Origin of the sequence: Stenotrophomonas sp. SMYL11, assembly GCF_036320005.1 — a bacterium.
In the GTDB taxonomy this organism is placed as follows: Bacteria; Pseudomonadota; Gammaproteobacteria; order Xanthomonadales; family Xanthomonadaceae; genus Stenotrophomonas; species Stenotrophomonas maltophilia_A.
Genome location: NZ_JAWIRS010000003.1, coordinates 272153 through 297543, shown reverse-complemented (window position 1 = coordinate 297543; position 25391 = coordinate 272153). Strand labels below are relative to the sequence as shown.

Genomic DNA, 25391 nt, shown 5'->3' with positions numbered 1-25391 from the left:
GTGGATCTACTGGGCTCTCCGACGGTCGGGCGAGAGCGCAAGGGAGCATTTTGAGAATAGTTGCATGGATTCCCAAGAGTAGCTCGATAGCATTGAGCCTCTCTGCAGACGTCGAATTTCCATGTTCGAGACACCACCCACACTCGAAGAAATCCGGAACAAGGTTGATGATTTTTTCCGCGCCTCCCCGTTCAGCACACTGCTGCCGAGGGATGAGAATCCATCGAACACGAGTTGGGTTCTGGACATCATCTTCCTGCGTTGGCTCTCCCGAAATAGCGCGTTCCTTGACGCATCGGTCGGCTCTACGGTGGCAGCCGCTCCCTCGCCGGCAGATGCCTTGGCATGCATCGAAGCTGCTTTCCAGGACGAAATCCCTGGCGCGGCGTTCGACCCGGAATTGCTGGAGTTTACCGTTCGCTACTTCTGCAAACGCGCGCCCTATTCCTCGGATTTCTTCTCCCTTTTTCCGCAAAGCGACATGCCTTCACCGGACTCCATGTGGGACAAGCAGGAGCAGGTGTACGCGATTATCGATTCTCGTCTGCAGTCATGGCGCAATGGCGAGCCCATCGTCCGGGCGCTCATCGCCAAGACCGATCGCCAAGGAGACGCCGAACCGGTTACGCCGCTGGACGCTGACGTCTGGATCTCAACGCTGGCAACGCTATCGGATGCTGCGGTCATCCACGAAGGCTGCTGTGCATACGCCGACCACTTCTACCGGCCTCTGACGAAACCACCGTCAGTAGAGGTCGTCCTGGCAGTCATGAGGGAATTTCTTCGCGACCCACCACATGATGCGTCGATCATGACTGCAACGGACACCTTCCTATCGGATATTCCGTTCTCCCGCTACATCAAAGCCTACTCCATCCTCGCACCTGAACTGCTGGACCGTTCTTCAGATGCAGCACTCAATCTGTTCGATTATCCAGGTTGTGAACTGACGCCCCGTCAGATACGGCAGTTCATCAGGGAACTCAGGCGGTGCAATCCCGGTCGCGATGTGGTCGGAGAGCTGGCCCAGCTGGCCATTGAGTGGGATTCGGAAGACGACGAGACATTTTCAATCGTCATCGAAGCAGCACAGAAGCAAGGGTAGGTCCAGGAGCCGGCAAATGCCGGCTCCCTCCCTGAATCAATCGCGCGCGACCATGCCCTCGGCACGGCTGTAGACACGCAGGCGGTGGCCATCAGGGTCGGCACCGACGAAGGTGTGGCCGAACTCCAGTGTCACCGGTGCCTGCAGAATCTGCACGCCGAGCGCGCGCCACGCATCGTGCATCTGCTGCACCGCCTCCGGGTCTGCGACCACCATCGCCAGTTCGGCGGCACCGGCCGGTGCGAACGCCGGCGGCTGCACGTCGTCGCGTTGCCACAGGCCCAGTGCCGCGCCATCGCCGAGCAGGAACAGGGCGAAACCGGGCGACTGCTCGACCGGTGGCTTGCCGAGAATGCCGCTGTAGAACGTGGCGCTGGTGGCGACGTCGCGCACGTACTGCAGCAGGGTGCTGGGCGTGAACATGGGGAAGCTCCGTTGTTGGGAGCGATCATGGTGGGACACGCCTACTGACGGATTCTGTCAGTAGCATCGACTGTTGGTAGAGTCGACTATTGGTAGAGTCGACTGTTAGTCGACTGCTCTTCGTTCCGACGGCGAAAAATCCCGCGCTGCGCGCGATAGTCGACTAACAGTCGACTCTACCCCCCGATCCCCGCTGTTGCTGTGGTTATGAGCGATCCAGCCAGTCCGAGGCGATGCCCTGCGCCTTCTGCCAGCGCCGCAGCAGGGTGGCGCGCGGCACGAGGTAGTGATCCTCCAGCGCACGCACCTGACGGATGCGGTCCAGGCGGAAATGACGGAAATCCTCGCGGCTTTCGCACCACGCCGCCAGCATCGGCACTTCATCGAAGTAGCCCAGCGCGAACGGCCAGACAATGCGCTCGCTGCGCTGGCCGTGCGCATCTTCATAACCGAACTTGAGGCGCTGCTGCGACCCCACAGCCTCACGCACGGCCTGCAGGCGTGCGGCCGGCACCTTGGCCGCAGCACGCGAAGGACCCACGCGCAGGCCGCTGTCACGCAGCGCTTCGCGACGCGCGGCAGGCAATACATGCGCGATGCGCGCCAGGGCATCACGCGCGGCCTCGGCCAACGCGGGTTCGGTTCGGGCCGCAACCCAACGCAGGCCCAGCACCAACGCGTCAATCTCGGCGGGCGGCAGGGTCATCGGCGGCAGGGTATCGCTCGGTGCCAGCTGGTAGCCGACGCCGGCCTCACCACGCAGATCGGCGCCCTGCTCGCGCAGGGTCTCGATATCGCGGTACAGCGTGCGCAGGCTGATGCCGAGCGATTCGGCCAGCACCTGCCCGGGCACCGGCCGTCGATGGCGGCGCAGCAGCTGCAGCAGCTGGGTCAGGCGCAGCGCACGCGACATCAGCCGACCAGTTCGCTGGATGCCACCACGTGCTCGCCCGGTTGCGGAGCCAGCGCGACCTCGACCAGTGCCTTGGCGATCTCGCTGGCCGGATTGATCCGCCACGCCCGTGGCAACACCGGCCCCAGAGCGCCCAGCACCGTCAATGCGAAGTGCTCTCCGCGGCGCACCTCGTTGCGCTCGCCACCAATCAACCCGGGGCGGACCAGGGTCAAGGAGGCGAAGCCCAGCGCGCGCAGGTCACGCTCCAGCTCGCCCTTCACCCGGCTGTAGAAGATCGACGATTGCGAGTTGGCACCGGCTGCGGAATTCAGCACATAGGTCTGCGCACCCTGCGCCTGCGCGAGCCGGGCGAACGCCAGCGGATAGTCATGGTCGATGCGATGGAAGGCCTCGCGGCTGCCGGCCTGGGCGATGGTGCTGCCGAGCGCACAGATGACCGCATCCACGCGTGCCCACTCGGGCGCGGCAGGCAACGCATCGAAGGCCAGCACCGGATTCTCCAGCTTGGCGTGGGCCACAGCCAACGGGCGGCGGGTCGGCGCGATCACGGCGCTGCAGCGCGGGTCGTCCAGCAGCCTGGACAGGGTCAGCCCACCGACCAGCCCGGTCGCCCCCAGCAACATCACGCGCATCTCCACCTCCACTGCGGCATCCTGTCGCCCATCCTAGCCGTTCAAGCCGTCGGCGGCCGCGCCGATATGCTGGAACCAGTCCCTGCCAGCCTCAGGATTTGCTCGATGACCGACCAGCCCGACCACCGCCCTGCCCCCGGTACCGCCCTTGGGCCGCCGGCACGCGTGCGCGCGGTGGTGGATGACGGGCTGGGCGACCGCGTGGTGCTGCAGGGTGGCGGTGGCGTGGCCCTGCAGCAGCTGTTTGCCGGCGCCGACGCGCCGGAACCACTGCTGGCTGCGTTCGCCAACGGCATGTCCACCCTGCCCGGCGAACTGGGCGATATGGGCGACCGCCTGCAGTCGGCACAGGCCAGCGCTGATTGGCCGCGCTACGGGCGCGCGATGCGGCAGCTGATCGACAAGTACATCCGCACCATCGAGCAGCATTCGCCGGACGGGCAGCCGGAAAGCCTGCGCCTGTCCGAGCAGCTGCGCCTGCTGCTGGGCGGCGCCGTGGTGGCCCTGCTGCAGCACGACCCGGATCTGCGCGAGCAGGCACAAGCGCTGGCCACGCGCCTGCGCCAGTGGCAGCCGGGTACCGCGTTGGAACCGATCGAACAGGGCGTGCGCGAACTCGGCCACCAGGTCGGCGTGCGCGCCGAGAGCTGGCAGGAGCAGCAGGCGCTGCTGTTGGAGCTGTTCGCGCTGCTGCTGGAAAACGTGAGCGAGCTGCTGGATGACCGCAGCTGGCTGCAGGGCCAGATCGCCGCGGTGCGCCAGTTGCTGGATGGTCCGCTGGAAGCTGAGGCGGTCGAGCGCACCCGCGCCGAGCTGCGCGAAGTGATCTACAAGCAGGGACTGCTGCGCCAGGGCATCGACGATTCGAAGGCGGCGATGCGCGGGTTGATGGGCGAGTTCATCGAGCGCATGGACGGCATGGCCACCAGCACCGGTGAGTACCACGACCGCATCGGCAGCTACGCATTGCAACTGCGCGAGGCACGCAGCATCGCCGACCTCAACCAGCTGCTGCAGGACGTGATGCGCGATACCGGCAAGGTGCAGCAGCAGGCCGCGCAGGCGCGCGATCACCTGGCCAACGCACGGCAGGAAGTGGAACGCGCCGAGCAACGCATTGCCGAGCTGGAGCAGGAACTGCGTGCCGCTGGTGACCTGGCGCGTATCGATCCGCTGACCCAGGCGCTGAACCGACGCGGCCTGGACGAACTGCTGCAACGCGAGCTGGCCCGCGCAGCACGCAACAACTCACCGCTGGGTGTGGCGGTGATCGACCTGGATGATTTCCACCTGACCAACGATGCGCACGGGCATGCGGGTGGCGATGCGCTGCTGCAGCACCTGGTGGCCGTGTGCAAGCTGCTGCTGCGCGCCACCGACGGCATCGCACGGCTGGGCGGCGACGAGTTCGTGCTGGTGCTGCCGGAGACCCAGGGTGCCGACAGCATGGCCACCGTGCAACGCCTGCAGCGTTCACTGGCGCACCGCGTGCTGACCGTGCAGGACCAGCGCGTGCCGGTGCATTTCAGCGCCGGGCTGGCGCAATGGCAGCCTGGCGACGATACCGAAACCCTGCTGCGCCGTGCCGATGACGCGCTGTATGCAGCCAAGCGCCAGGGCAAGAACCGGGTACAGGCGGGGTAGTTCTCCGGTACACCGGAAACCGCTTCGGCAGGTGCCAACCTTGGTTGGCACACGTGGATACAAAGCGCCGACCAAGGTCGGCCTCTACCAATGCAAAGGACAGCGCTTCGGTAGGTGCCAACCTTGGTTGGCACACGCCGGAACAAAGCGCCGACCAAGGTCGGCCTCTACCAATGCAAAGAACAGCGCTTCGGTAGGTGCCAACCTTGGTTGGCACACGTGGATACAAAGCGCCGACCAAGGTCGGCCTCTACCAATGCAAAGGACAACGCTTCGGTAGGTGCCAACCTTGGTTGGCACGCGTGGATACAAAGCGCCGACCAAGGTCGGCCTCTACCAGCGCAAAGGACAGCGCTTCGGTAGGTGCCAACCTTGGTTGGCACACGTGGATACAAAGCGCCGGCCAAGGTCGGCCTCTACCAATGCAAAGGACAACGCTTCGGTAGGTGCCAACCTTGGTTGGCACACGCCGGAACAAAGCGCCGACCAAGGTCGGCCTCTACCGGGCAATGGGCCGCCGCTTACTTCCCGCGCAGCTTCTGGAACCCGGTCACCGCTGCCAGCACGATGGCGCCGGCGATGATGCCCACCACCATGTTGGCCACGGCGCTGATCAGCCAACCCCACTGCCCCTCACCGCCCAGCGCCTGCACCGCGTGGTGCAGCGCCGGCACGTTGTGCACCAGGATGCCGCCGCCCACCAGGAACATGGCAATGGTGCCGGCCACCGACAGAAACTTCATCAGCCACGGCGCCGAGGCCACCAGGCCGCGACCAAAGGCGGCAATGGCGCCGCCCTTGCGCGACAGGTACAGGCCAACGTCATCAAGCTTCACGATGCCCGCGACCAGCCCATAGACGAAGACCGTCATCGCCAGTGCAACCACGGCCAGCGTGGCCACCTGGTTGGTGAACGGTGCGGTGGCGACCACGCCCAGGGTCAGCACGATGATCTCGGCCGAGAGGATGAAGTCGGTGCGGACCGCGCCCTTCACCTTGTCCTTCTCCCACGCCACCATATCCACCTCGGCATCCGCCAGCGCCTTGCGCCGCTCGGCCTGATGCTCGGCGTCGTCCTCGGCCGAGTGCAGGAAGCGATGCGCCAGCTTCTCCACACCCTCGAAGCAGAGGAAGGCGCCGCCGATCATCATCAGCGGCACGATCAGCGGCACGTTCCAGCCACGGCTGTGCAGCCAGGCCTCCAGCGCGCTGATCGCCAGTGCCGCTGGCACCAGGATCACCTTGTTGACCAGCGAGCCCTTGGCCACCGCCCACACCACCGGCAGTTCGCGGTTGGCGTTGACCCCGGTCACCTGCTGCGCGTTCAGCGCCAGGTCGTCGCCCAGCACGCCGGCGGTTTTCTTCGCCGCGACCTTGGTCAGCACCGAGACGTCGTCGAGCAGGGAGGCGATATCGTCGAGCAGGGCAAACAGGCTGGCACCGGCCATGGGAAGTCCAGAGAGGGAATGAGCGGATTCTGACCGATCCCGGGGCCGCTGCGGAAGCAGTCGGATTCACCGCGTGCCTACCGCCCCCCGGCGACACTGCGGAATCCGGACATTGCCGGCCAGCGGCCGGCACTACCGTCTTTGCCGCATGGGAGTTCCGCTTGAGCAATCCGCCCACCGCCAATGGCAATCCCCCGCTGGTCAAAGGCATGAACCGGCGCAGCCAGATCCTGCGCCTGCTCATGCGCTACCGCCATTCGGGCGTGTTCTCGGGCATGAACCTGGACGCCGCCAGCCACCAGGCCGACGTCCCTGCCGATGGCAACCCGGAACAGTTCGTCAGCGACCTGGAAGCGCTGGGACCGACCTTCGTCAAACTGGGCCAGATGCTGTCCACCCGCCCGGACATGGTTCCGGTGGAGTTCGCCACCGCGCTGGAGCGCATGCAGGAAAAGGTGGCCGAGATCCCGGTCGAGCGCATCCATGCCATCGTCGAGCAGGAACTGGGCGCGCCGGTGAACAAGCTGTTCGCCGCGTTCGATCCTGAGCCGCTGGGCTGTGCCTCAATCGCGCAGGTACATCGCGCGGTGCTGCACGATGGCCGCCAGGTGGCGGTGAAGGTGCAGAAACCCGAGGTCGCCGCGCAGTTGCGCTCGGACCTGGAGGCACTGCGCAGCTTCGCGCTGGCCGCGGACCATCTGACCCAGGTCGGCCGTCGGGTGCGCCTGCGCGACTGGCTCAACGAGTTCGCCAAGACCCTGATGCAGGAGCTGGACTACCACGCCGAGGCGGAGAACCTGGCCCGTTTCGGCCGGCACCTGAAGCCGTTCCGCCGCCTGTGGATTCCGCAGCCGCTGTGGGACTACAGCAGCCAGCGCGTGCTGACCATGGAACTGGCCACCGGCGTGCGCGTGGATGCGATTCCCGATGTGCGCCGCACCGAGCAGTCGATGGATCCACTGGCAGCGGCGCTGATCCGCGGCTACCTGGACCAGATCTTCGTGCATGGCGAGATCCATGCCGACCCGCACCCCGGCAACCTGCGGGTGATGCCCGATGGCCGGCTGGCGATCTTCGACCTGGGCATGGTCGCGCACATGCCGCCGCGCCTGCGCGAGCGCTTGCTGAAGATCCTGTTCGCTGCGGTCGATGGCCGCGGCGAAGAAGTGGCCGACGACCTGATCAGCATCAGCACGCGGCTGGAGGCGTTCGATGAAGAGCGCTACCTGCGCGAGACCGGCCAGTTGATTGCGCGCTATGCGGCCAGCGGCAGTTTCTCCGAAGGCCGCGTGGTGCTGGACATGGTGCGCATCGCCACCGCTTGCGGCCTGCGCACACCACCGGAGCTGAGCCTGCTCGGCAAAGCGCTGCTCAACCTGGAAACCGTGTGCCGGTTGCTTGCACCCGAGCTGGAAACCCGCCGCATCGTCGAGCGCCAGCTGCAGCACGTGATGCGTGCACGCCTGAAGAAATCGCTGTCTGCCGCCAACCTCGCCAGCGAGGCGATGGAGCTGCAGCAGCTGCTGCGCGATGGGCCGCGCAAGCTGTCGGACATCATGGCGCTGCTGGCCGAGAACCGCCTGCAGATGAAGGTAACCGGACTGGAAGAGTCGCGGTTGATGGAGAACCTGCAGAAGATCGCCAACCGCGTGGCGGCCGGCATCATCAGCGCGGCATTGATCATGGCTGCGGCGATGATGATGAAGATCGACACCGGCTGGCACCTGTTCGGCTACCCGCTCATTGCGCTGATTCTGCTGTTCATCGGCGTAGTGCTCGGCCTTTGCATCGTGACCAGTGCATTGCTGTTCGACCGTCGTGCTCGGGCACGCGAAGAACGCGGGCATCGCTAGCGCATCAGCGAAAACCACCGTATTCATGCGGTTTTTAATGCAATCCAACGAAGCCCTTCACGCTCGTTTTACCTTCTGAGCGCGATTGCGCGCGTGTACTTTCAACAAACATTTCAGTCAGGTTCGTGCATGCACTATCGGGTCATCGGCCTGTCATATGCATGTGCTTGTGGCAGCGCTGGTCGGATGGACACGCGTCGGTACGACGTCCATCACCACCACCCCGTCACTGCCGAAGCTGCCTATGCTCTGGATACTGCTGCTGTCGTTGTTGCTGCTGTGCTGGTTGTTCCTCGCGTCCGACAAATGGGTGTGGTGGAAGGCTGGTGCATTCTCGCTGCTGCTACTCATGCTCAGCGCGTGGTGGCTGATCGACAAGCTGTCCGGTGATGGGCTTAATGCCGCCACCCTGTACCACCTGGGCGCCGACATGGAAGGCGCCGGTGTCTCCGATTTCAAGGGCTATATCGCCGGCTTCATCGTACTGGCGCTGGTCTCGCTGCTACCCCTGTTCGCCACGCGGGTGAAGCGTTGGCGCCGGCCCGGCCACGGTGGCGCATTGTTTGCCGGTTTCGCGGCCGTATGGGTAGTAACGATCATGATCAGCCCGCTGGCCCGCGACGGCCAGCGTCTCTACCAGCAGCTGCGCCCGGTCGACTTCGCCCGCATCGCCCCCGAGTACCAGGTGCCGACACAGCCGCTGCAACGCCCGCGCAACATCGTCTGGATCTACGGCGAGAGCCTGGAGCGTACCTACCTGGACGAGGCCGTGTTTCCCGGTCTGATGCCCAACCTCAACCGTCTGGCGTCCGAGTCACTGGACGTGCGCAACCTGGCCTCGGCCGAGGGCAGCGGCTGGACCATCGCCGGCCTGGTGTCGTCGATGTGCGGTGTGCCGCTGACCACTTCGCAGGGCGATGAGAACAGCATGGACCGCATGGGCAGCTTCCTGCCCAAGGCCGTGTGCCTGGGCGATTACCTGAAGCAGCAGGGCTACACCAACCATTACCTGGGTGGCGCCAACGGCCAGTTCGCCGGCAAGGGCCAGTTCCTGGCCAGCCACGGCTTCGACGAAGTGCATGACCTGGCGTGGTTCAAGCAGCAGAAGAAGATCGGCCGCATCCACTACTCGGCGTGGGGCGTGCACGATGACGTGCTGCTGGATACCGCCTACCAGCGCTTCGAGCAGCTCTCGCGCGCCGGTTCGCCGTTCATGCTGACCACGTTGACCATGGATACCCATCACCCGGCGGGCCACCTGCCGGTGGCGTGCAAGGGTGAGCGCTACCAGAGCCAGTACGGCAACATCAACATGCTCAACGCGCTCAAGTGCAGCGACCGGCTGATCTCGCAGCTGGTGCAGCGCATCCAGGCCAGCCCGTACGGCAAGGACACGCTGATCGTCATCGCCTCCGACCACCTGGCGATGCCCAACGATCTGACCCACATTCTGACCCGGCAGAAGCGCGAGAACCTGCTGCTGTTCCTGGGAGATGGCATTGCCCCGCAGCAGCTCAGCGCCGACGCCGGCACCACCCTGGATTCGGGTGCGACCCTGCTCAGCCTGCTGGACCCGAACCTGAAGACGATGGGCTTTGGCCGTTCGCTGATCGACAGCCAGCGCGCGCCGAGCGCGAGCGCAGCCACCCAGCGCGATGGTGGTCGTGACTATCCGCAGTACCTCGCCTTCGCGCGGTCGCTGTGGCTGGGCGAACCGACCCGCGAACTGAAGATCGATGGCGATGACCAGGTGGTGGTCGGCCTGCAGCACGTGCAGCCACCGGTGTTGCTGGAGTACGACAAGGACTGGGGTTTGAAGTCGGTGTATCTGGAGAACACCTCGCGCCAGTTCGATGATGCCGACCCGGACAACACCCTGGCCTACGTCGACCGCTGCACCGCGTTCGAGGATGGCTCGGCCGACGGCGACTGGTGCGCCCTGCTGGTCAACCGTGACAACGGCATCAAGCTGTACCGCGACAACGACCTGCGCGGTGGCATCGCGGTGGATGCACCGCTGGATGCGTTCCAGGGCCCGCGCCCGAGCGTGCGCCAGGCGCACATGATCACCCAGAAGGGTCGCCGTACCCGTGCCGGCCAGTACATGCTGCAGCTGGTGGCGAGCACGCGCCCGGACCGCGGCTTCTGGATCGAGGCGGTGTCCTCGCAACGCAAGGTGGTACTGGCGCAGCAGTGGGTGCAGCCCGATGCCAACGGCAAGATCAACGTGTCGTTCGGGCTGGACCACGAAGTGGACGATCTGGAGATCCGCGCGTGGTTGAACCACGCGGAGAAGCTGGCGGTGGACACGTTCGCACTGGTGCCATCCCGCAGCCGACCACGAGGATAGGGTTCTTTGCAGGGCTGCGCCCTGCACCCGCTACGAGCCGGAGCAAAGGCAACAGCAACGGCAACGGCGTGCATTCCGTGGTTTGGTGGGGCGGTGTGGGGTGGCAGGACACGCCGTAAACCCATCCATGGGGGCTCGATGGCGCCATCCATGGCGCCAACGGTCCTGCCACCCCACACCGCCCCACTTCTGACAGATTCCTAGCGTCTGGTAGATCCACGCCATGCGTGGATGAATCTCCATCGAAATCGAATATTTCGACAGTTGATCGAAGAACATCCACGCATGGCGTGGATCTACGTGTCGACCAAGGTCGACACCCACCAAGAGCACGCCATGCCATTCCGACAGATCGCGGAAATCTGTCGAAGGCGGGGGGGGGGGGGGGGGGGGGGGGGGGGGGGGGGGGGGGCCGCGCCCCCCCCCCCCCCCCCCCCCCCCCCGCCCCCCCCCCCCCCCCCCCCCCCCCCCCCCCCCCCCCACCCCGCCATCCCACAGGAAACCAGCTTTTGCCGTTGCCGTTGCTGTTGCCTTTGCTCCGGCTCGTAGCGGGTGCAGGGCGCAGCCCTGCAAATTACCCCCTACTCCTGCGGATCGCGGGTGATGTGGATGTCGGTCGGGGTCGACAGCGGGATGTTCCGCTCCGCCAGGATCTGCAACAGGCTGAAGTACAGATCGCTGCGGGTTCCGTACACCTGCCGCGGGCTGGCCACGTACGCGAAACTGTTGATGGTGATCTGGCCGCCGGCAATGCTGTCGATGTAGACCGTTGGCTCCGGCTGCTTCAGCACGTTGGTGTGTGCGGTGTACGCATCCAGCAGCGCCTGGCGCAGGTTGCCGACATCGGTGCTGGGCGGCACCGCGAACTGGATCTGGATGCGGCCCTGGTTGTTGCCCATCGTCATGTTGCGGATGGTCTTGGTGATCAGCTCGGAGTTGGGCACGATCAGGGTCGACTTGTCGCCGACCTGGATCTCGGTCGAACGCACGTTGATGCGGCGGATGTCGCCTTCCTGGTCACCCAGCTTCACCCAGTCGCCGATCTTCACCGGACGCTCGGCCAGCAGGATCAGGCCCGATACGAAGTTCTGGATGATCGCCTGCAGGCCGAAACCGATACCCACTGACAATGCACTGACCAGCAGCGCAAGGTTCTTCAGGTTCAGGCCCATCGCGGTCAGCGCCCACAGTCCCACCAGGATGATGCCGACGTAGCCGGCAATCGTGCTGATCGAGTTGCGGGCGCCGAGATCCAGCTCGGTCTTGGGCAGATAGGTGTCGGTCAGCCAGCGCTGCAACAGCTGGGTCAGCCCCATACCCACCAGCAGCACCAGCACGCCGGTGACGATACGGCCGGGTTGTAGCGTCAGGTCCTTGTTGATCTCGATGCCGTTGGCCAGCGAGGCTATGCGTTCGACGATCGTGCCGACGTTGCCGAACGGTGCGGCCAGGGCCAGCAGCGCGACCAGCACCACCAGCGTACGCAACATCGCAGACAGCAGAACACCCGCCTGCTCCAGCCTCGACACGCTCAGGCCAGTGCTGAGCAGGATGGTCTGGCCGACCTTGCTGTCCGCGTTGAGCAGCCACGTGCTGAAGTCATCGACGAACTTGAACAACAGCATCGCGGCCATCACCACAATGCTGCCGCCGATCAGCTGCTGGTTCACGAACTTGGCGAAATTCACGTAGCCCAGCAGGGTGGCGATGATCGCAGCCACCACCGCGATGTTGCCCGCCACGCGCGCCAGCACCAGCCAGCTGCTGCGCCGCACCGGCGTGCTCGCCGTCAGCCCGTCGGCCTGTGCCTCCAGCTTGGCCTCGGCCTCGGCGGTCTGCCGTCGGTGCAGGCGCGCCAGCGTCACCAGCATCGCCATGATCAGACCCAGGTAGGTCAGCGCGATCACTCCGTCCAGCGCCACGGTGGTCACATCGCTGGTGCGCGTGGCCTGATCGAGGGCGACCAGCACCGTACTCAACCAGGCCAGCGCTGCGGCGCCCCACGCATATTTGCGCAGCTTCAGCGCGGCGGTGTCATCCAGGTTCAACAACCGCCACGACGGGCGATTGGGCACCAGCAGGCAGGCGCTGAGCGCGGCGATGAACGCAGCGGCGAAGGTCGCCTGCTGCACGCCGTCGGCCACGTTCTGCAGGCGCGGGGCGATCGCATCGACGGCGTTGAGCGAGGCAATGAACACCACCACCGCATAGCCGGGCAGCAGCGTGCCCACCAGCAGCAGCCACATGGCCAGGCCGGAACGGCGCAGGCGACCGTCCGGCGCGCGCTCGGACTCCGCAAAGCGCCGGCCCAGCCTGCGCAGCCACAGCCGCAGCGGGAACATCATCACCAGCGCGGCCACCAGGCCCAGCAACGGCGTGCCCCAGCCATTGGCCCGGACGCCAGCGACAAACGTATCGCGCCCCTGCTCGGCCAACGGCGCGACGCGTGCGATATCGATCGGCAGGCGTTCGGCAACCTTGCTCCACAGTGCCGGAGACAACGGCGAGGCGACCTTCTTCCCCATGTCTTCGGCGCGTTGCGCAGTGCGCTGCTGGTCGATGTCGGCTGCCAGCTGCTGGGCACGCACGGCACTGGTCTTGGCCTGCGCTACGGACGCGGCCAGGCCGTCGCGCTGCTTGTTGATGGTGCGCCGTTGTGCCGCCAGTTCGGGCGGCTCGGTGGTGCCCTCGGCAGGCGTGCCCAGCTGCGCCAGCTGTTCGTTGAGTCGATCCAGCTGCGGCTGCAGCGCCTTTTCCAGCGCCTCGGCATCGCGCCGTGCCTGCGAGGCATTCTCGGACAGCATCGCCAGCGTCTCGATGGCGGCCGCATCACCCCGCTTGCGGTCGACCTCCTTCAGCTTCGCATCGATATCCGCCAGCTGCTGCTTGGGCGTGGGGTCCTCATCCTGTGCCAGCACCGGCGCGGACAGCAGGAAGACGCTGCACAGCAGCAGGACCAGCCAAGGGCCCCGTGCACGGATCGATCGCAGGAAAGAAGACAAGCCAGCCACACCGGTTCGCGCGGACCACCGCGCCTGCGCGCGACTATACGGCAGAGCCGGTCAAGGGCGGATGGACGGCCCCGGCAGCGTCGAGCATCAGTACTTCAGGCGCAGCTCTTCCACCGTGGGCTGCTGCAGCGCGTACCAGTCCTGGAACTCTTCCTCGGTGATCTCATCGGGCGCATACACCGCCACCGGGTGCCAGTCGTGGTCGGTGGGCAGCGGCTGGCGCGGGCCGGCACGCAGGCTGTAGGCCACGCCTTCGTAGTCGACCAGGTCATCGACCTGCGGCCACTGTTCGCGCGCGAACGCGGATTCACTCTTCAACAGAATCACCTGGTACATCGGCACCTCCACTTCGGTTGGATCAGGAGAACACGGCGCTGGTGGCAGGATACCGCCGCACCGGTGACAACAGGCACATCGCAGCGGCGACGGAACGTTCTGGACACGGTCATCGCCCCGGCTTCACCCGCCCATGGCAAGGCCATCGGCATCGTGGAGTCCCTCCCCTGCCACGACCGCCGATGACTGACCACCCGCCGCTGAAGACCGTCGCCGACCTCAAGCTGCCCCGCTACCTGGGCACCTGGTACGAGATCGCGCGCCTGCCGATGCGCCATGAACCGGAAGGCTGCACCGACGTGTCGGCGCACTACACCCTGCTCGACAACGGCAACGTCGGCGTCACCAACCGCTGCCGTATGGACGGCGAGGTCGAGGAAGCCACCGGCGAGGCCTGCGCCGTCGACAACGACAGCGCGCGCCTGGAGGTGAGCTTCCTGCCCAAGGGCCTGCGCTGGTTGCCGTTCGCCAAGGGCGACTACTGGGTGATCCAGGTCGCACCGGACTACAGCGTGTCGCTGGTCGGCAGCCCGGACCGCAAGTACCTGTGGCTGCTGGCCCGCGAGCCACAGCTGGACGCCACCGTGCAGGACCATTATCTGGCCGCAGCGCGCCTGCAGGGCTTCGATCTGTCCGAACTGATCCAGACCCCGCATACCGGCCAGCCCACGGCCTGATCTACGGGCAATGGTGGACGCCAACCGACTCCGCCAATGCCGTTATCCCCCATCGCGACATTCATCAGCAGCAGGCAAACTTCTGGTTTAACCAGTCCCCGAGAGACATGGAAGAGCAGCCATGGAATATCATTTGACAGAGGGACAGCTCAATGGCCCGGCTGAAATGTCGGCCATTGCTGGTCTGTCAGCCCGCGTGGGAGTGGCACTTCCCGAGAGTTACCTTGAATTCCTTAGGGCGCACAACGGTGGCGAAGGATTTGTTGGCGACAACTACATTGTCTTCTGGGAAGCAGAAGAAGTCATCGACTTCAATCGTGAGTATGAGGTTGAATCATACGCGCCGGGCATATTCCTGTTCGCTTCGGACGGCGGCGGGGAGGGCTATGGATTCGACACACTGGACACAGCAATGCCGGTAGTGCGGATTCCATTCATTGGCATGGAACGTCAGTACGCCATCCCTGTAGCGAGTGACCTTCCCGACCTGTTCGCTCGATTGCTTGTAGATCAGCCTGCGGACGAGCATGAAATCGATCCGGCGAATTGACCCATGGACCTCAAGAGTGGCTACCCGTGGTGGGCGGTACGCAATGGATTGATCCAGGCGTTTCCGCCAATGGAAAAGGACCTGCGCTGCGATGTGCTGGTGGTCGGCGGCGGCATCACCGGTGCGCTGATCGCCGACGAACTGTCCCGGCATGGCCACGACGTGGCAGTGATCGAACAGCGCGACATCGGCTGGGGCAGCACCGCTGCCAGCACCGCCCTGCTGCAGTACGAGATCGATACCCATCTGCTGGAACTGGCCCAACGCTATGGCCAGGACGCCGCCGCGCTGGCCTACCGCGCCTGTGCCGAGGCCATTCCGGCGCTGGGCGAGGTCGCTCGCGGCCTGAAAGACGTTGATTTCCAGCGCATGGACAGCCTCTATCTGGCCAGCCGCCACCGCGACGTGCCGCGCCTGATGGCCGAGGGCGATGCCCGTCGCGGCATCGGCCTGGATGCCCGCTGGCTGGGCCCGGAGGCACTGCGGGAACGTTTCGACGTTGAGACCGGCGGCGCCCTGCTGACCCGGCAGGCGGCCCGGGTTGATCCGTATCGGCTGACCTATGCGCTACTGCAGCGCCTGCGTCGGCGCGGCGGCCATGTGCATGACCGCACCGTACTGCACAGCCTCGATGCTACCGCGCGCGGGGTGGCCGCCCGTACCGAAGCCGGTGCCACCATCCGCGCACGCCACGTGGTGCTGGCCATGGGCTATGCCAACCAACGCTGGCTCAAGCAACGGGTCGCACGCAACCGCAGCAGCTACGCCTTCATCACCGATCCCATCGATGCGGACGTGCTCGGCCGGCTGCGCACCACGATGGTCTGGGAGAGCGCCCGCCCCTACCTGTACCTGCGCGCCACCGGCGACTGTCGCCTGCTGGTCGGCGGGCTGGACGACGCCATCGACATTCCCGCCCGCCGCGACAGGCGCCTAGAGCGCAAGGCCGACAAGCTGATGAAACAGCTGCAGCACTGGTTCCCACGGCTGGACCCGGTACCAGCGTTTTCCTGGGCCGGGACCTTCGCCGAGACCGCCGACGGCCTGCCGTTCTTCGGCCCGCACGATCAGTGGGGCCCGCGGGTGCATTTCGCCATGGCCTACGGCGGCAACGGCATCACCTATTCAATGATCGGCGCGCAGCTGCTGCGGGCCGGGATCGAGCGGCGCAGGCATCCGCTCACGGGGCTGTTCGGGTTCGGGCGGCTGTGACCTGCAGCCAGGCATGGCCTGGCTCTACCCCAATCCGGCGCCGACAGGCATCATTCAAGCAACCCCTGCTAGCGTCGGCCTGTACTGCCGCGTGTTGCGTGGTCACCTGTCCGCTGGAGCGCCGTCATGATCCGCCCCCTGACCCTGCTGCTGTGCCTGGCCCTGCCGGGAACCGTACTGGCCCAGTCCGCCGCCGGCGCCACCGCGCCGCAGGCCGCCGGCCTGGACCTGACGCTGCCGCAGGCGCCGATGCGCTACCTCAACGACCCGGCCCTGCAGCAGGACCCGCCGGGCACGTATTACGGTGACAAGAGCGGCCCGCGCGTGCACGACGACGCGAAGATCGCCGACGTCACCGACGACAAGGTCAAGGTGTCCGGCAGCTTCACAACCGGCATCGGCTACTCCAAGAACGGTGGCAACAGCCACTACAACGCCGCCACGCTGAACCTGAGCAAGAACTACACCACCGATGAGGGCAAGACCCACGGGGTCAACGTCAACATCCACGTGAGCGAAGGCAAGGGCCCGGGCTTCTTCGGTCCGTACGGCGGCTACTACGGCCGCGGCCCGGGCTACTGGGATTACCCGCCGCCGTTTGGCTGGTAAGCGCCGCGTCGGGCCTGGGCCACCAAGGTCGGCCGCTACCGCTGCGTACGCTTGGTAGGTGTCGACCTTGGTCGACACGCTTTCTCCTCGTGTGCCGGCCAGCGGCCGGCACTTACCGGCACGCGAATCAATCCAGCCAGCCATCGCGCTCGCTGTGCAGGATGCGGCCGTCATAACCGCTCAGGCGCACGTCCACTTTCTGGTTGCGGGCATTCCGGGCTTCCAGCGACCAGGTCGCGCCATCGCGTTCCAGCGAATGGATCTCGCGCAGGCCATGCGCCTGCGCCCGTGCCAGCACCTGCTCGGTGGTCAACAGCGCGCGGCCGCTGTGCTCGTCGAAGATCTCGCCGGTCTTGGGGTCTACGTAGACCTCGCTGAAGCGGCCATCGGCGCGGCTCACGTCGGCCTCCCACAGGCCATCATCGCGTTCGATCTCGTGGATCTGGGTGTAGCCGGCCTTGCGCAGGGTCTGTTCGACCTGGGCCATGCCCAGCGGCGCAGCCTGTACGGCCGGTGCGATGGCCAGTAGAGCAACAGTGGCGAGGGTGAGCGACTTCAACATGGGGGTTCTCCTGTTCGTGTTCGTGGCCGGACCATCCCGGCAACGCCACAATGCACCCCGTGGTTAACAGCTCCTTAGCCGGCACTGTTAGCCAACTGTTAGTCAGCCCCGGCACACTCACCCCTGTTCCTACAGCCCGCCCTGCGCCCCGATGCTCTCCACCCTGCCCCTGCTGCTGGCCCTGGCCAGCGCCCCGACCGCCGCCGCGCCGGCACAGGACCCGGCGCAGCAGGTCGCGCGCCGAGCCGTGCAGCAGGGCCGCTACGTGCCGTTGGAAAGCGTGGTGCGCGATGCACTCAAGCGCTTTCCGGGCCAGCTGCTGGAAGTGGAGCTGGACGACGGCGTCTACGAAGTGGAGATCCTGCGCGGCGACGGCGTGGTAGTGGAGCTGGACTATGATGCGCGCAGCGGAAAGCTGCTGAAGACGGAGCTCGACGACTGATGCGCATCCTGTTGGCCGAAGACGATGCCGCGCTGGCACAGCGCCTGGTGCCCCTGCTGGAGCAGGCCGGCTACGTGGTGCACGTGGTCGCCGACGGCCGCCAGGCCGAGGAGATCGGCCAGATCGAAGATCTGCAGGCCGCCATCGTCGATCTGGGCCTGCCCGGGCTGGACGGACTGAGCGTGATCGAGCGCTGGCGCGGCAACGGCCGCGGCTTTCCGGTGCTGGTACTGACCGCACGCGGGCGCTGGCACGACAAGCTGGCTGGGTTCGATGCCGGTGCCGATGACTATCTCACCAAACCGTTCCAGGCCGACGAACTGGTGCTGCGCCTGCGCGCCCTGATCCGTCGCAGCCACGGCCACGCCAGCCCGCGCCTGCACTGCGGCCCGCTGCAGCTGGACGTCAACGCCGGCCGCTTTGAACTGGATGGGCAGGCGCTGTCGCTGAGCCCGCAGGAGTTCCGCCTGCTCAGTTACTTCATCCACCACAGCGGCCAGGTGATCGGCCGCGACCGCCTGGGCGAACAGGTGTTCGATGGCGGCCACGATCCGGACTCGAACGCACTGGACGTGCTGCTCGGGCGGGTGCGCCGCAAGCTTGGCATCGATCTGATCCAGACCGTGCGCGGCCAGGGCTGGCGGCTGGCCGCGCCGTGAGCCGGCAACCCTCGCTGCGACGACGCCTGCTGCTGGCTGGCGGTGCCGGCCTGCTGCTGGTCTCGCTGCTGGCCAGCGCGCTGCTGGGCGAACTGTTCAAGCGCAGCGCGCGTGATCGGCTGGACCACGAACTGCAGCAGGACATGCTGACCCTGGTCGCGCAGATGGAAGTCACCCCCGACCACCAGCTGCAGCTGCGCCAGGAACCTAACGATGCGCGCTTCCAGCGGGTGTTCTCCGGTGCGTACTGGCAGATCGCCGGTGCCGACGGCGAGGTGCTGCTGCAGTCACGCTCGTTGTGGGATGAAACGCTTCCCGTCACGGCCATTGGCCCGGCCACGCGCAACCTGACCGGCCCCCTGCAGCAATCGCTGCGCGCACGCATGCAGCAGGTGCGCCTGCCACGCGCCAACGAACCGTTCGTGGCTGTGGTTGCCACCGATCGCAGCGCGCTGGATGCGGATGTGGCCGCGTTCCGCCAGCGTACTGCCATCGCGCTGGGTGTGTTGGTCGCGGCGTGGCTGGCGGTGCTGGCCAGCCAGGTGCACTTCGGATTGCGTCCATTGCATCGCCTCGGTGCACAGCTGGAACGGGTGCGGCGCGGCGACGCGCAGCGCATCGATACACAGGGGCTGGGTGCGGAGGTCGCACCGCTGGGCGAGGAGCTCAACGCACTGCTGGAGCATCAGCAGCGCATGGTCGCGCGCGCACGCACCAGTGCACAGGATCTGGCGCATGCGCTGAAAACCCCGCTGAGCGTGCTGGCCACTGAGGCCGACGGCGACGGCGCGGACTGGCGTGCCACCGTGCGCGAGCAGAGTGCGCGTATGCAGGCCAGTGTCGACCGTTACCTGGCCGCAGGGTTGGCCGCCGACCATCGCCAGCGCACCGACGTGGCGGCGGTCGCACAGGCAATGTGCCGGCTGATGGCACGCGTGCATGGCGAACGTGGCATCACGTTCACGGCGGCTGGTATCGATCCGGCGCTGCAGTTCGCCGGTGCCAGTGCGGACCTGGAGGAGATGCTGGGCAATCTGCTGGACAACGCCGGCAAGTGGGCCAAGCAGCAGGTGGACGTCACTGCAGACACCAGCGAAGGGCAGTTGCGCATTGAGGTACGCGACGACGGCCCCGGGCTGGCTGCAGACGCGCTGGAACAGGTCACCCACCGTGGCGTGCGCCTGGATGAGCGCGAGGGCAGCAGTGGGCTGGGGTTGGCGATCGTAGGTGATATCGCCGCCAGTTATGGCGGACGCGTGGCGCTGGAGAATGCGCAGCCCGGCCTGCGTGCAACGTTGTGGTTGCCGGTGGGGTAAAGCAACGCTACCGGTTCACGTGCACCCGGTAGGTGTCGCCCTTGGTCGACACGCACCCAGCATCAACGGTGATGCATCCACCAGCAATCAATCGCGTCCAGCACGATGTGGATGATCAAACCGATACCGAACAACCGCGTTTTCTTCGGCACGCACAGCCCGGCATAGACCGCGATGGCCGGTGCGGTGTGCAGCGGGTGGAACCCGATGCTGCAGCGGTTCGGTGCGTAGATCGGATCGGCCAGCAGATGGTCCAGGTCGATGATCCAGCCCAGCAGCATCAGCAACCATGCCGAGGCGAAGCGCTTGCGCCAGAACAGCCATGCCAGCAGGGCTGGCACGGCGGCATGCAGGAACAGGTGGAAGATCGCGCGGGCGCTCATCGGGGCCGGTAGCGCCGGGCCATGCCCGGCGTTCCCGTTGACCTCAGACCAGCGGTTCGTCGGACAGGTAGGTGTAACCGGTCAGGCCGGCTTCCAGCGCTTCGGACAGCTCCTGCGCACGTTCCGGCGACAGCTGCGCCTCGGCCACGCGCTGCGCATAGGTGGCGCGCAGTTCGTCCAGGCGGTAACCCACGTAATCCAGCATCACGTCGGTGGTGTCACCACGGCGCTGCTGGGTGATGGCGTAGCCATCGGCATCGGCCAGCACTTCCACCGCATCGGTATCGCCGAACAGGTTGTGGATGTCGCCCAGGATCTCCTGGTAGGCGCCGACCATGAAGAAGCCGATGCGATAGCTCTCGCCCGGCTTCATCTTGTGCAGCGGCAGCGAGCTGTCCAGGCTCTCGTTCTCGACATAGGTTTCCACCATGCCGTCCGAGTCGCAGGTCATGTCGGCGATGATGCCGCGGCGGTCCGGGGTTTCGTCCAGGCGCTCGATCGGCACGATCGGGAACACCTGGTCGATCGCCCACACGTCCGGGATCGATTCGAACACGCTGAAGTTGACGAAATACTTGTCGACCAGGCGCTCGTTCAGTTCGTCCAGCACCGGGCGATGGCTCTTCTCGTCATAGCTCAGGCGCGCACGCACGCCGTGGGCGATGGCGTAGAACAGATCGTCGATGCGCGCACGCTGCGGCAGGTCGATCTGGCCCAGCGCATAGCTGGCCAGGCCTTCGGCGTGGAAGTGCTGTGCTTCCTGGAACAGCTCCACCGCCGGGCGCACGTCCAGCTCGTCGTGGATCTCGCGCAGGTGGCGGATCGCCGCCGGCTCGTCGTCGTGCTGGTCCGGCACGCGGCCTTCCTGCGCTTCTTCCACTTCCGAGACATTGGCGATCAGCACCGCGTGGTGCGCGGTCATCGCGCGGCCGCACTCGGTGACGATGCGCGGCGGGGTCAGGCCGAACTCTTCGCAGGCATTGGCCAGCGGCTGCACGATGTTGCTGGCATAGGAATGCAGGCCGTAGTTGATCGAGCAGAAGCTGCGCGAACGGGTGCCTTCATAGTCCACGCCCAGACCACCGCCCACGTCGACGTGGGTGATCTTCGCGCCCAGGCGCGACAGCTCCACGAAGTAGCGGGTGGCTTCGCGCATGCCATTGGCGATGTCGCGCACGTTGGAGATCTGCGAGCCCATGTGGAAGTGCAGCAGGTTCAGGCAGTCGGCGTACTCGGTGTCACGCAGCGACTTCCACAGGTCCAGCAGCTGGCGCGGCGACAGGCCGAACTTGGCCTTGTCGCCACCGCTGTTCTGCCACTTGCCGGCGCCCAGCGAGGCCAGGCGCATGCGCACGCCCAGGCCCGGCTTCACGTCCAGCGCCTTGGACTCTTCCAGCACCAGCTTCAGCTCGGACGGCTTCTCGATGACGATGAAGGTCTGCAGGCCCAGCTTGCGGCCGATCAGGGCCAGGCGGATGTACTCGCGGTCCTTGTAACCGTTGCACACGATCAGGCCACCCGGGCGCGACAGCGCCAGCACGGCCATCAGCTCGGGCTTGCTGCCCGCTTCCAGGCCGAAGCCCTCGCCGTGGTGACTGGCCAGGGTGCCGGCCACGCCGCGGGTCTGGTTGACCTTGATCGGGTACACGGCGGTGTAGCCGCCACTGTATTCCCAGTCCTGCTGGGCCTGGCCGAAGGCCGCCTGCAGCTTGCCCAGGCGCTGGCCGAGGATGTCCGGGAAGCGCACCAGCAGCGGCAGCTTGGCACCGGCCGCGCGCGCCGCGTCGACCACCTTGGGCAGCGACACCACCGGGCCGTCCGCCCCGGTCGGTCTCACCACCATGTGCCCGGCCTGATCCACGTCGAAGTAACCGTCCGCCCAATGCGGGATCGAGTAGGTCTTGCGGGCTTGGTCGAGGGACCAATCGGTCATTTCAGTCGGCCTTGTTGGCAATAAAAGGGGGGGCATGATAACGCCTATATGCCCACAGGTTCGTTATCATGCGCGCCCGCGCCCGTGACAGGTTTCAACCTGAACGGGCCGATCCGTCCGGATGTGGCATCTGTGCCACGCGGCCCCGCCCGCCAGCCCGGCTCCACCCCTCCGAACAGGACTGTTTTCCCATGACTGACAGCAACAACTGGTACATCGAACACTTCGAGCGCACCGGCTCGGCCATCGGCTACCGCATCACCGGCAAGCTGGACGAGGTGCAGTCGCCGTTCCAGAAGATCGAGATCTTCCAGACCACCGACTGGGGCAACCTGATGACCATCGACGGGGCCATCATGCTGACCAGCAAGGACAACTTCTTCTACCACGAGATGATCAGCCACCCGGTGCTGTTCACCCACGCCGCGCCCAAGCGCGTGGTGATCATCGGCGGCGGCGACTGCGGCACCCTGCGCGAAGTGCTCAAGCACACCGGCGTGGAGAGCGTGACCCAGTGCGATATCGACGAGCAGGTCACCGTGATGGCGCGCAAGCACTTCCCGGAACTGTGCGATTCCAACGACGACGCCCGCGCCGAACTGCTGTTCGACGACGGCGTGGCCTACATGGCCAACTGCCCGGCCGGCAGCGTGGACGTGGTGATCGTCGATTCGACCGACCCGGTCGGCCCGGGCGAAGGCCTGTTCAACAAGGCCTTCTACGAGAGCTGCTTCAAGGCCCTGAAGGACGACGGCATCCTGGTGCAGCAGTCCGAGTCGCCGCTGATGCAGCTGGACCTGATCAACGAAATGCGCACCGAGATGGGCAAGGCCGGCTTCGGTTCGTTCAAGACCCTGCCGTTCCCGCAGCCGTGCTACCCCACCGGCTGGTGGAGCGTGACCATGGCGCGCAAGGGCGACAGCAGCTTCGACTTCCGCCAGGCCGACTCGGCCGCCAAGACCTTCAACACCCTGTACTACACCGCCGCGCTGCACACCGGCGTGCTGGTGACCCCGCCGTTCGTGCAGGCGGCGCTGAAGGGTTGATCGGAAAGCGTGCCAACCAAGGTTGGCACCTACCAAAGCAAAAACCCGCGCTGGCGACAGCGCGGGTTTTTTCATGTTCCGGTAGTGCCGGCCGCTGGCCGGCAACCGCATGTAACGATCAAAGCGCCCAGATACCGGCGATCACCGCCACCACCAGGCCCCACTTGATCAGCTGGTAGGCCACCACGCTGCGCTCGCGCAGTGCCTTGGCCTTCAGGCGCACCTTGTAGACACTGCCGAACGCCTTGTTGACGCCACCGGTCGGGTCACCCGGCAGGTTCGGCGATGCACCACCGGCCAGCAGCGTGGCCGCCACCGCGCGGTTGAACAGCCCCGGCAGGCCGAAGCGCAGCGGGCGGGCGATGTCGCAGAACAGGATCACGCGGTCATCGGGCGTCTCGTTGTGCGCGTGGTGGATGTAGGTCTCGTCGAACATCATCCACTCGCCGTCGCGCCAGCTCTTCTTGATGCCGTCCACTTCGATGTAGCAGCCGTCGTTGTTGGGCGTGGCCAGGCCCAGGTGCAGGCGCAGCGAACCGGCGAACGGGTCGCGGTGCGGGCGCAGTTCACTGCCCGACGGCAGCTGCGCGAACATCGCCGCGCGCACATCCGGCAGCGACTCCAGCAGCGCCGTGGTCTTGGGGCACATCGCCTTCGCCGACGGGTGCGACGGGCCATACCACTTCAGGTAGAAGCGCTTCCAGCCACGGCGGAAGAACGAATTGAAGCCGGCATCGTTGAACGTGCTGGAGGCCGCGATCTTCTGCGCATCGCGCAGCGCCAGCGCCTCGTCGCGGATCATCTGCCAGTTCTGGCGCAGCGGCTCCAGCTGCGGGAACTCCTTGGCCGGGTCCAGGAACGGCGTGGTCGGCACCTTCGAGAACATGTACATGACCACGTTGATCGGGGCCATGAAACTGGAGTGGTCCAGCAGCTGGCGCGACCAGCGCGCGCGCACCTTGCCACGGAAGTGGATGTACAGCACGCAGGCCACGAACAGCGCTGCAATGACGATTTTGATGATCAAAGCACTTTCCTCCAGCCGCGGCCGGAACGGGAAACGGGGCGACGCACGGCCAGGCGGCCAGCACCGGTGGGGACCGCGGCAGGGGACGGGGACGTGCCAGGAAGGGGCGGCCGCCGATGTCGCGAATTAACAGCTTATGGTCGGCAGGCCGTGCGTCGGGGTCAAGCCGGACGTGCGTGACGTTCAGCGGGGCGCGGATGAACGACGCGATGCAACGCCCAACCTATTGATTCTGAAAGAACCTACGACAAAGTGAGACGGAATTGTCCGATTGGGCGCGACGAACTGTTCCAGCCACGGCCCCGACATTTCTCCGACAAATCGTGGAATAGCGAACTGGCGAGTACTAAAATTAACGAAAACTTAGTAACTCCCTGTAACACCGGTTCGCTTGACGCTTTGCGCCACCCACCGGGTCGTCCGAGACCCCGACATGCATCTTCCTGCCCTGCCCCCCTCCTCCTGCGGCGAAGACGCCGCCACCCCGCTGCTGCTCAAGCGCGGCGAACGCTTCCTGGCCCCCGACGTCTACCGCACCTGCCTGGACGGGCGCGAGGCGGTCATCAAGGACTATTCCCGCTATCGCGGCACTCCCGTTTCGCTGATCGCGCGGCTGATGGTGCGCCGTGAAGCACGCATTCTGCAGCGCCTGGGCGGCTGGAAGCATGCTCCCGCGCTGCTCGGCACCCTGGGTGGCCTGGCACTGGGCATGGAGTTCATTCCCGGCCAGACGCTCAGCACCGCGCAGGTGGTCGGCACTGAAGTGTTCGAGCAGCTGCAGCACGCGCTCAGCCGTCTGCATGCCGCTGGCATCACCCACAACGACCTGCATGGCACCAACGTGGTGGTCAGTGGCGGCGTGCCGGTACTGCTGGACTTCACCTCCGCCTGGCGCGCCCCGCGCTGGCTACGCCGCAACCCGCTGAGCCGGCAGTTGCGCCGCAGCGACATGAAGAACCTGCTGAAGATCCGCCAGCGCGTGACCGGCCAGGCCCCGAGTGCCGCGCAGGCCGCACTGGTGGCCGACCCGGGTTGGGTCGCCGCCGTGCGCCAGGGCTGGAAGCGGTTCTATAAGTGGGCGAAGCGGCGGTAGGGGTCGAGCTTGCTCGACCGCTTTTCTGTAGGGCCGAGCCGATGCTTGGCTGCCGTTTCGTAGAGTCGAGCTTGCTCGACTGAAGCGCAGAGCAGTCGAGCAAGCTCGACTCTACAAAGAGCAAGCCGAGCATCGGCTCGTCTCTACAACATCCCGCCGAACGG

22 protein-coding genes and 1 pseudogene are annotated in these 25391 nt (G+C 66.0%); 13 read left to right on the top strand and 10 right to left on the bottom strand.

The genetic code is table 11. From position 1 onward, the window contains the following. Positions 1-121 precede the first annotated feature (121 nt). Complete coding sequence (locus V3B46_RS08190) at positions 122-1105, top strand: hypothetical protein (protein WP_329891640.1); 984 nt, start codon at positions 122-124, stop codon at positions 1103-1105. A 36-nt stretch (positions 1106-1141) separates the two neighbouring features. Here the strand turns inward: V3B46_RS08190 and V3B46_RS08185 are convergent, their stop codons facing one another. The 3 genes from V3B46_RS08185 to V3B46_RS08175 form a co-directional block, all read right to left on the bottom strand. Beyond that, positions 1142-1528: a VOC family protein gene (locus tag V3B46_RS08185; protein WP_329891639.1), complete on the bottom strand. Its 387-nt coding sequence runs from the start codon at positions 1526-1528 to the stop codon at positions 1142-1144. A 205-nt stretch (positions 1529-1733) separates the two neighbouring features. Next, on the bottom strand, positions 1734-2441 hold the full coding sequence (locus V3B46_RS08180; protein ID WP_329891638.1) for a helix-turn-helix transcriptional regulator: 708 nt from the start codon (positions 2439-2441) through the stop codon (positions 1734-1736). After that, entirely contained in the window at positions 2441-3076 is a 636-nt protein-coding gene (locus V3B46_RS08175) for a Rossmann-fold NAD(P)-binding domain-containing protein (protein ID WP_329891637.1), read from the bottom strand. Before V3B46_RS08175 ends, V3B46_RS08180 begins: the two co-directional genes overlap by 1 nt. Before the next feature lie 105 nt (positions 3077-3181). Here V3B46_RS08175 and V3B46_RS08170 point away from each other — a divergent pair, with 105 nt between their 5' ends. Continuing rightward, on the top strand, positions 3182-4720 hold the full coding sequence (locus V3B46_RS08170; RefSeq protein WP_329891636.1) for a diguanylate cyclase domain-containing protein: 1539 nt from the start codon (positions 3182-3184) through the stop codon (positions 4718-4720). Between the two features lie 521 nt (positions 4721-5241). Here V3B46_RS08170 and V3B46_RS08165 read toward each other — a convergent pair. Next, positions 5242-6168 (bottom strand): DUF808 domain-containing protein, encoded by a 927-nt coding sequence (locus tag V3B46_RS08165; RefSeq protein WP_154264673.1) that lies wholly within the window; start codon positions 6166-6168, stop codon positions 5242-5244. 206 nt (positions 6169-6374) lie between these two features. On the opposite strand from V3B46_RS08165, the pseudogene V3B46_RS08160 reads away from it, so the two are divergent. Further along, positions 6375-8021: pseudogene (locus V3B46_RS08160) on the top strand (ABC1 kinase family protein); the annotation flags it as partial. Positions 8022-8265: 244 nt separating this feature from the next. Then, positions 8266-10371, top strand: coding sequence for a phosphoglycerol transferase I (locus tag V3B46_RS08155; protein ID WP_329891634.1), 2106 nt, complete (start codon positions 8266-8268; stop codon positions 10369-10371). 581 nt (positions 10372-10952) lie between these two features. Here V3B46_RS08155 and V3B46_RS08150 read toward each other — a convergent pair. Both V3B46_RS08150 and V3B46_RS08145 read right to left on the bottom strand, forming a co-directional pair. Next, complete coding sequence (locus V3B46_RS08150; RefSeq protein ID WP_329891633.1) at positions 10953-13382, bottom strand: DUF3772 domain-containing protein; 2430 nt, start codon at positions 13380-13382, stop codon at positions 10953-10955. An 87-nt stretch (positions 13383-13469) separates the two neighbouring features. After that, positions 13470-13718, bottom strand: a complete 249-nt coding sequence (locus V3B46_RS08145; protein ID WP_006399378.1) for a hypothetical protein — start codon at positions 13716-13718, stop codon at positions 13470-13472. 182 nt (positions 13719-13900) lie between these two features. Here V3B46_RS08145 and V3B46_RS08140 point away from each other — a divergent pair, with 182 nt between their 5' ends. From V3B46_RS08140 to V3B46_RS08125, 4 genes are all read left to right on the top strand, one after another. After that, the gene (locus V3B46_RS08140; protein WP_329891632.1) at positions 13901-14395 is read left to right on the top strand and encodes a lipocalin family protein; all 495 of its coding nucleotides are present in this window, start codon (positions 13901-13903) and stop codon (positions 14393-14395) included. Positions 14396-14516: 121 nt separating this feature from the next. Next, positions 14517-14945, top strand: coding sequence for an SMI1/KNR4 family protein (locus V3B46_RS08135; protein ID WP_329891631.1), 429 nt, complete (start codon positions 14517-14519; stop codon positions 14943-14945). A gap of 3 nt (positions 14946-14948) precedes the next feature. Beyond that, positions 14949-16157 carry an NAD(P)/FAD-dependent oxidoreductase gene (locus tag V3B46_RS08130; RefSeq protein WP_329891630.1) on the top strand — a complete coding sequence of 403 codons (1209 nt, stop codon included), beginning with the start codon at positions 14949-14951 and terminating at the stop codon, positions 16155-16157. A gap of 126 nt (positions 16158-16283) precedes the next feature. Next, entirely contained in the window at positions 16284-16766 is a 483-nt protein-coding gene (locus tag V3B46_RS08125; protein WP_005411364.1) for a hypothetical protein, read from the top strand. 127 nt (positions 16767-16893) lie between these two features. On the opposite strand, the gene V3B46_RS08120 is transcribed toward V3B46_RS08125, so the two are convergent. Next, complete coding sequence (locus V3B46_RS08120) at positions 16894-17328, bottom strand: PepSY domain-containing protein (protein WP_012512344.1); 435 nt, start codon at positions 17326-17328, stop codon at positions 16894-16896. 151 nt (positions 17329-17479) lie between these two features. Here V3B46_RS08120 and V3B46_RS08115 point away from each other — a divergent pair, with 151 nt between their 5' ends. Genes V3B46_RS08115 through V3B46_RS08105 form a run of 3 tightly spaced genes read left to right on the top strand, consistent with a single transcriptional unit; the run spans position 17480 to position 19745 of the window. Beyond that, a complete protein-coding gene (locus tag V3B46_RS08115; RefSeq protein ID WP_005411366.1) occupies positions 17480-17770 on the top strand; it encodes a PepSY domain-containing protein in 291 nt (96 codons plus the stop codon). After that, complete coding sequence (locus tag V3B46_RS08110) at positions 17770-18429, top strand: response regulator transcription factor (RefSeq protein WP_154264680.1); 660 nt, start codon at positions 17770-17772, stop codon at positions 18427-18429. Before V3B46_RS08115 ends, V3B46_RS08110 begins: the two co-directional genes overlap by 1 nt. Beyond that, positions 18426-19745, top strand: a complete 1320-nt coding sequence (locus tag V3B46_RS08105; RefSeq protein WP_329891629.1) for a sensor histidine kinase — start codon at positions 18426-18428, stop codon at positions 19743-19745. Before V3B46_RS08110 ends, V3B46_RS08105 begins: the two co-directional genes overlap by 4 nt. Before the next feature lie 62 nt (positions 19746-19807). On the opposite strand, the gene V3B46_RS08100 is transcribed toward V3B46_RS08105, so the two are convergent. Both V3B46_RS08100 and speA read right to left on the bottom strand, forming a co-directional pair. Continuing rightward, positions 19808-20128, bottom strand: coding sequence for a DUF6122 family protein (locus V3B46_RS08100; protein ID WP_005411369.1), 321 nt, complete (start codon positions 20126-20128; stop codon positions 19808-19810). Positions 20129-20171: 43 nt separating this feature from the next. After that, complete coding sequence (gene speA, locus V3B46_RS08095) at positions 20172-22061, bottom strand: arginine decarboxylase (protein ID WP_012512349.1); 1890 nt, start codon at positions 22059-22061, stop codon at positions 20172-20174. A 191-nt stretch (positions 22062-22252) separates the two neighbouring features. On the opposite strand from speA, the gene speE reads away from it, so the two are divergent. Next, positions 22253-23107: a polyamine aminopropyltransferase gene (speE, locus tag V3B46_RS08090; protein ID WP_049400802.1), complete on the top strand. Its 855-nt coding sequence runs from the start codon at positions 22253-22255 to the stop codon at positions 23105-23107. 118 nt (positions 23108-23225) lie between these two features. On the opposite strand, the gene V3B46_RS08085 is transcribed toward speE, so the two are convergent. After that, positions 23226-24131 carry an aspartyl/asparaginyl beta-hydroxylase domain-containing protein gene (locus V3B46_RS08085; protein WP_024957655.1) on the bottom strand — a complete coding sequence of 302 codons (906 nt, stop codon included), beginning with the start codon at positions 24129-24131 and terminating at the stop codon, positions 23226-23228. Between the two features lie 436 nt (positions 24132-24567). Between V3B46_RS08085 and V3B46_RS08080 the strand changes: the two genes are divergently transcribed. Next, a complete protein-coding gene (locus V3B46_RS08080) occupies positions 24568-25227 on the top strand; it encodes an RIO1 family regulatory kinase/ATPase domain-containing protein (protein ID WP_329891628.1) in 660 nt (219 codons plus the stop codon). Positions 25228-25391 lie beyond the last annotated feature (164 nt).

Coding starts and splice junctions, on each gene's coding strand:
- speE (WP_049400802.1), top strand. CDS start 22,253: ATGACTGACAGCAACAACTGGTACATCGAACACTTCGAGCGCACCGGC.
- V3B46_RS08145 (WP_006399378.1), bottom strand. CDS start 13,718: ATGTACCAGGTGATTCTGTTGAAGAGTGAATCCGCGTTCGCGCGCGAA.
- V3B46_RS08080 (WP_329891628.1), top strand. CDS start 24,568: ATGCATCTTCCTGCCCTGCCCCCCTCCTCCTGCGGCGAAGACGCCGCC.
- V3B46_RS08120 (WP_012512344.1), bottom strand. CDS start 17,328: ATGTTGAAGTCGCTCACCCTCGCCACTGTTGCTCTACTGGCCATCGCA.
- V3B46_RS08165 (WP_154264673.1), bottom strand. CDS start 6,168: ATGGCCGGTGCCAGCCTGTTTGCCCTGCTCGACGATATCGCCTCCCTG.
- V3B46_RS08140 (WP_329891632.1), top strand. CDS start 13,901: ATGACTGACCACCCGCCGCTGAAGACCGTCGCCGACCTCAAGCTGCCC.
- V3B46_RS08190 (WP_329891640.1), top strand. CDS start 122: ATGTTCGAGACACCACCCACACTCGAAGAAATCCGGAACAAGGTTGAT.
- V3B46_RS08155 (WP_329891634.1), top strand. CDS start 8,266: ATGCTCTGGATACTGCTGCTGTCGTTGTTGCTGCTGTGCTGGTTGTTC.
- V3B46_RS08110 (WP_154264680.1), top strand. CDS start 17,770: ATGCGCATCCTGTTGGCCGAAGACGATGCCGCGCTGGCACAGCGCCTG.
- V3B46_RS08175 (WP_329891637.1), bottom strand. CDS start 3,076: ATGCGCGTGATGTTGCTGGGGGCGACCGGGCTGGTCGGTGGGCTGACC.
- V3B46_RS08180 (WP_329891638.1), bottom strand. CDS start 2,441: ATGTCGCGTGCGCTGCGCCTGACCCAGCTGCTGCAGCTGCTGCGCCGC.
- V3B46_RS08130 (WP_329891630.1), top strand. CDS start 14,949: ATGGACCTCAAGAGTGGCTACCCGTGGTGGGCGGTACGCAATGGATTG.
- V3B46_RS08170 (WP_329891636.1), top strand. CDS start 3,182: ATGACCGACCAGCCCGACCACCGCCCTGCCCCCGGTACCGCCCTTGGG.
- V3B46_RS08115 (WP_005411366.1), top strand. CDS start 17,480: ATGCTCTCCACCCTGCCCCTGCTGCTGGCCCTGGCCAGCGCCCCGACC.
- V3B46_RS08185 (WP_329891639.1), bottom strand. CDS start 1,528: ATGTTCACGCCCAGCACCCTGCTGCAGTACGTGCGCGACGTCGCCACC.
- V3B46_RS08135 (WP_329891631.1), top strand. CDS start 14,517: ATGGAATATCATTTGACAGAGGGACAGCTCAATGGCCCGGCTGAAATG.
- speA (WP_012512349.1), bottom strand. CDS start 22,061: ATGACCGATTGGTCCCTCGACCAAGCCCGCAAGACCTACTCGATCCCG.
- V3B46_RS08125 (WP_005411364.1), top strand. CDS start 16,284: ATGATCCGCCCCCTGACCCTGCTGCTGTGCCTGGCCCTGCCGGGAACC.
- V3B46_RS08100 (WP_005411369.1), bottom strand. CDS start 20,128: ATGAGCGCCCGCGCGATCTTCCACCTGTTCCTGCATGCCGCCGTGCCA.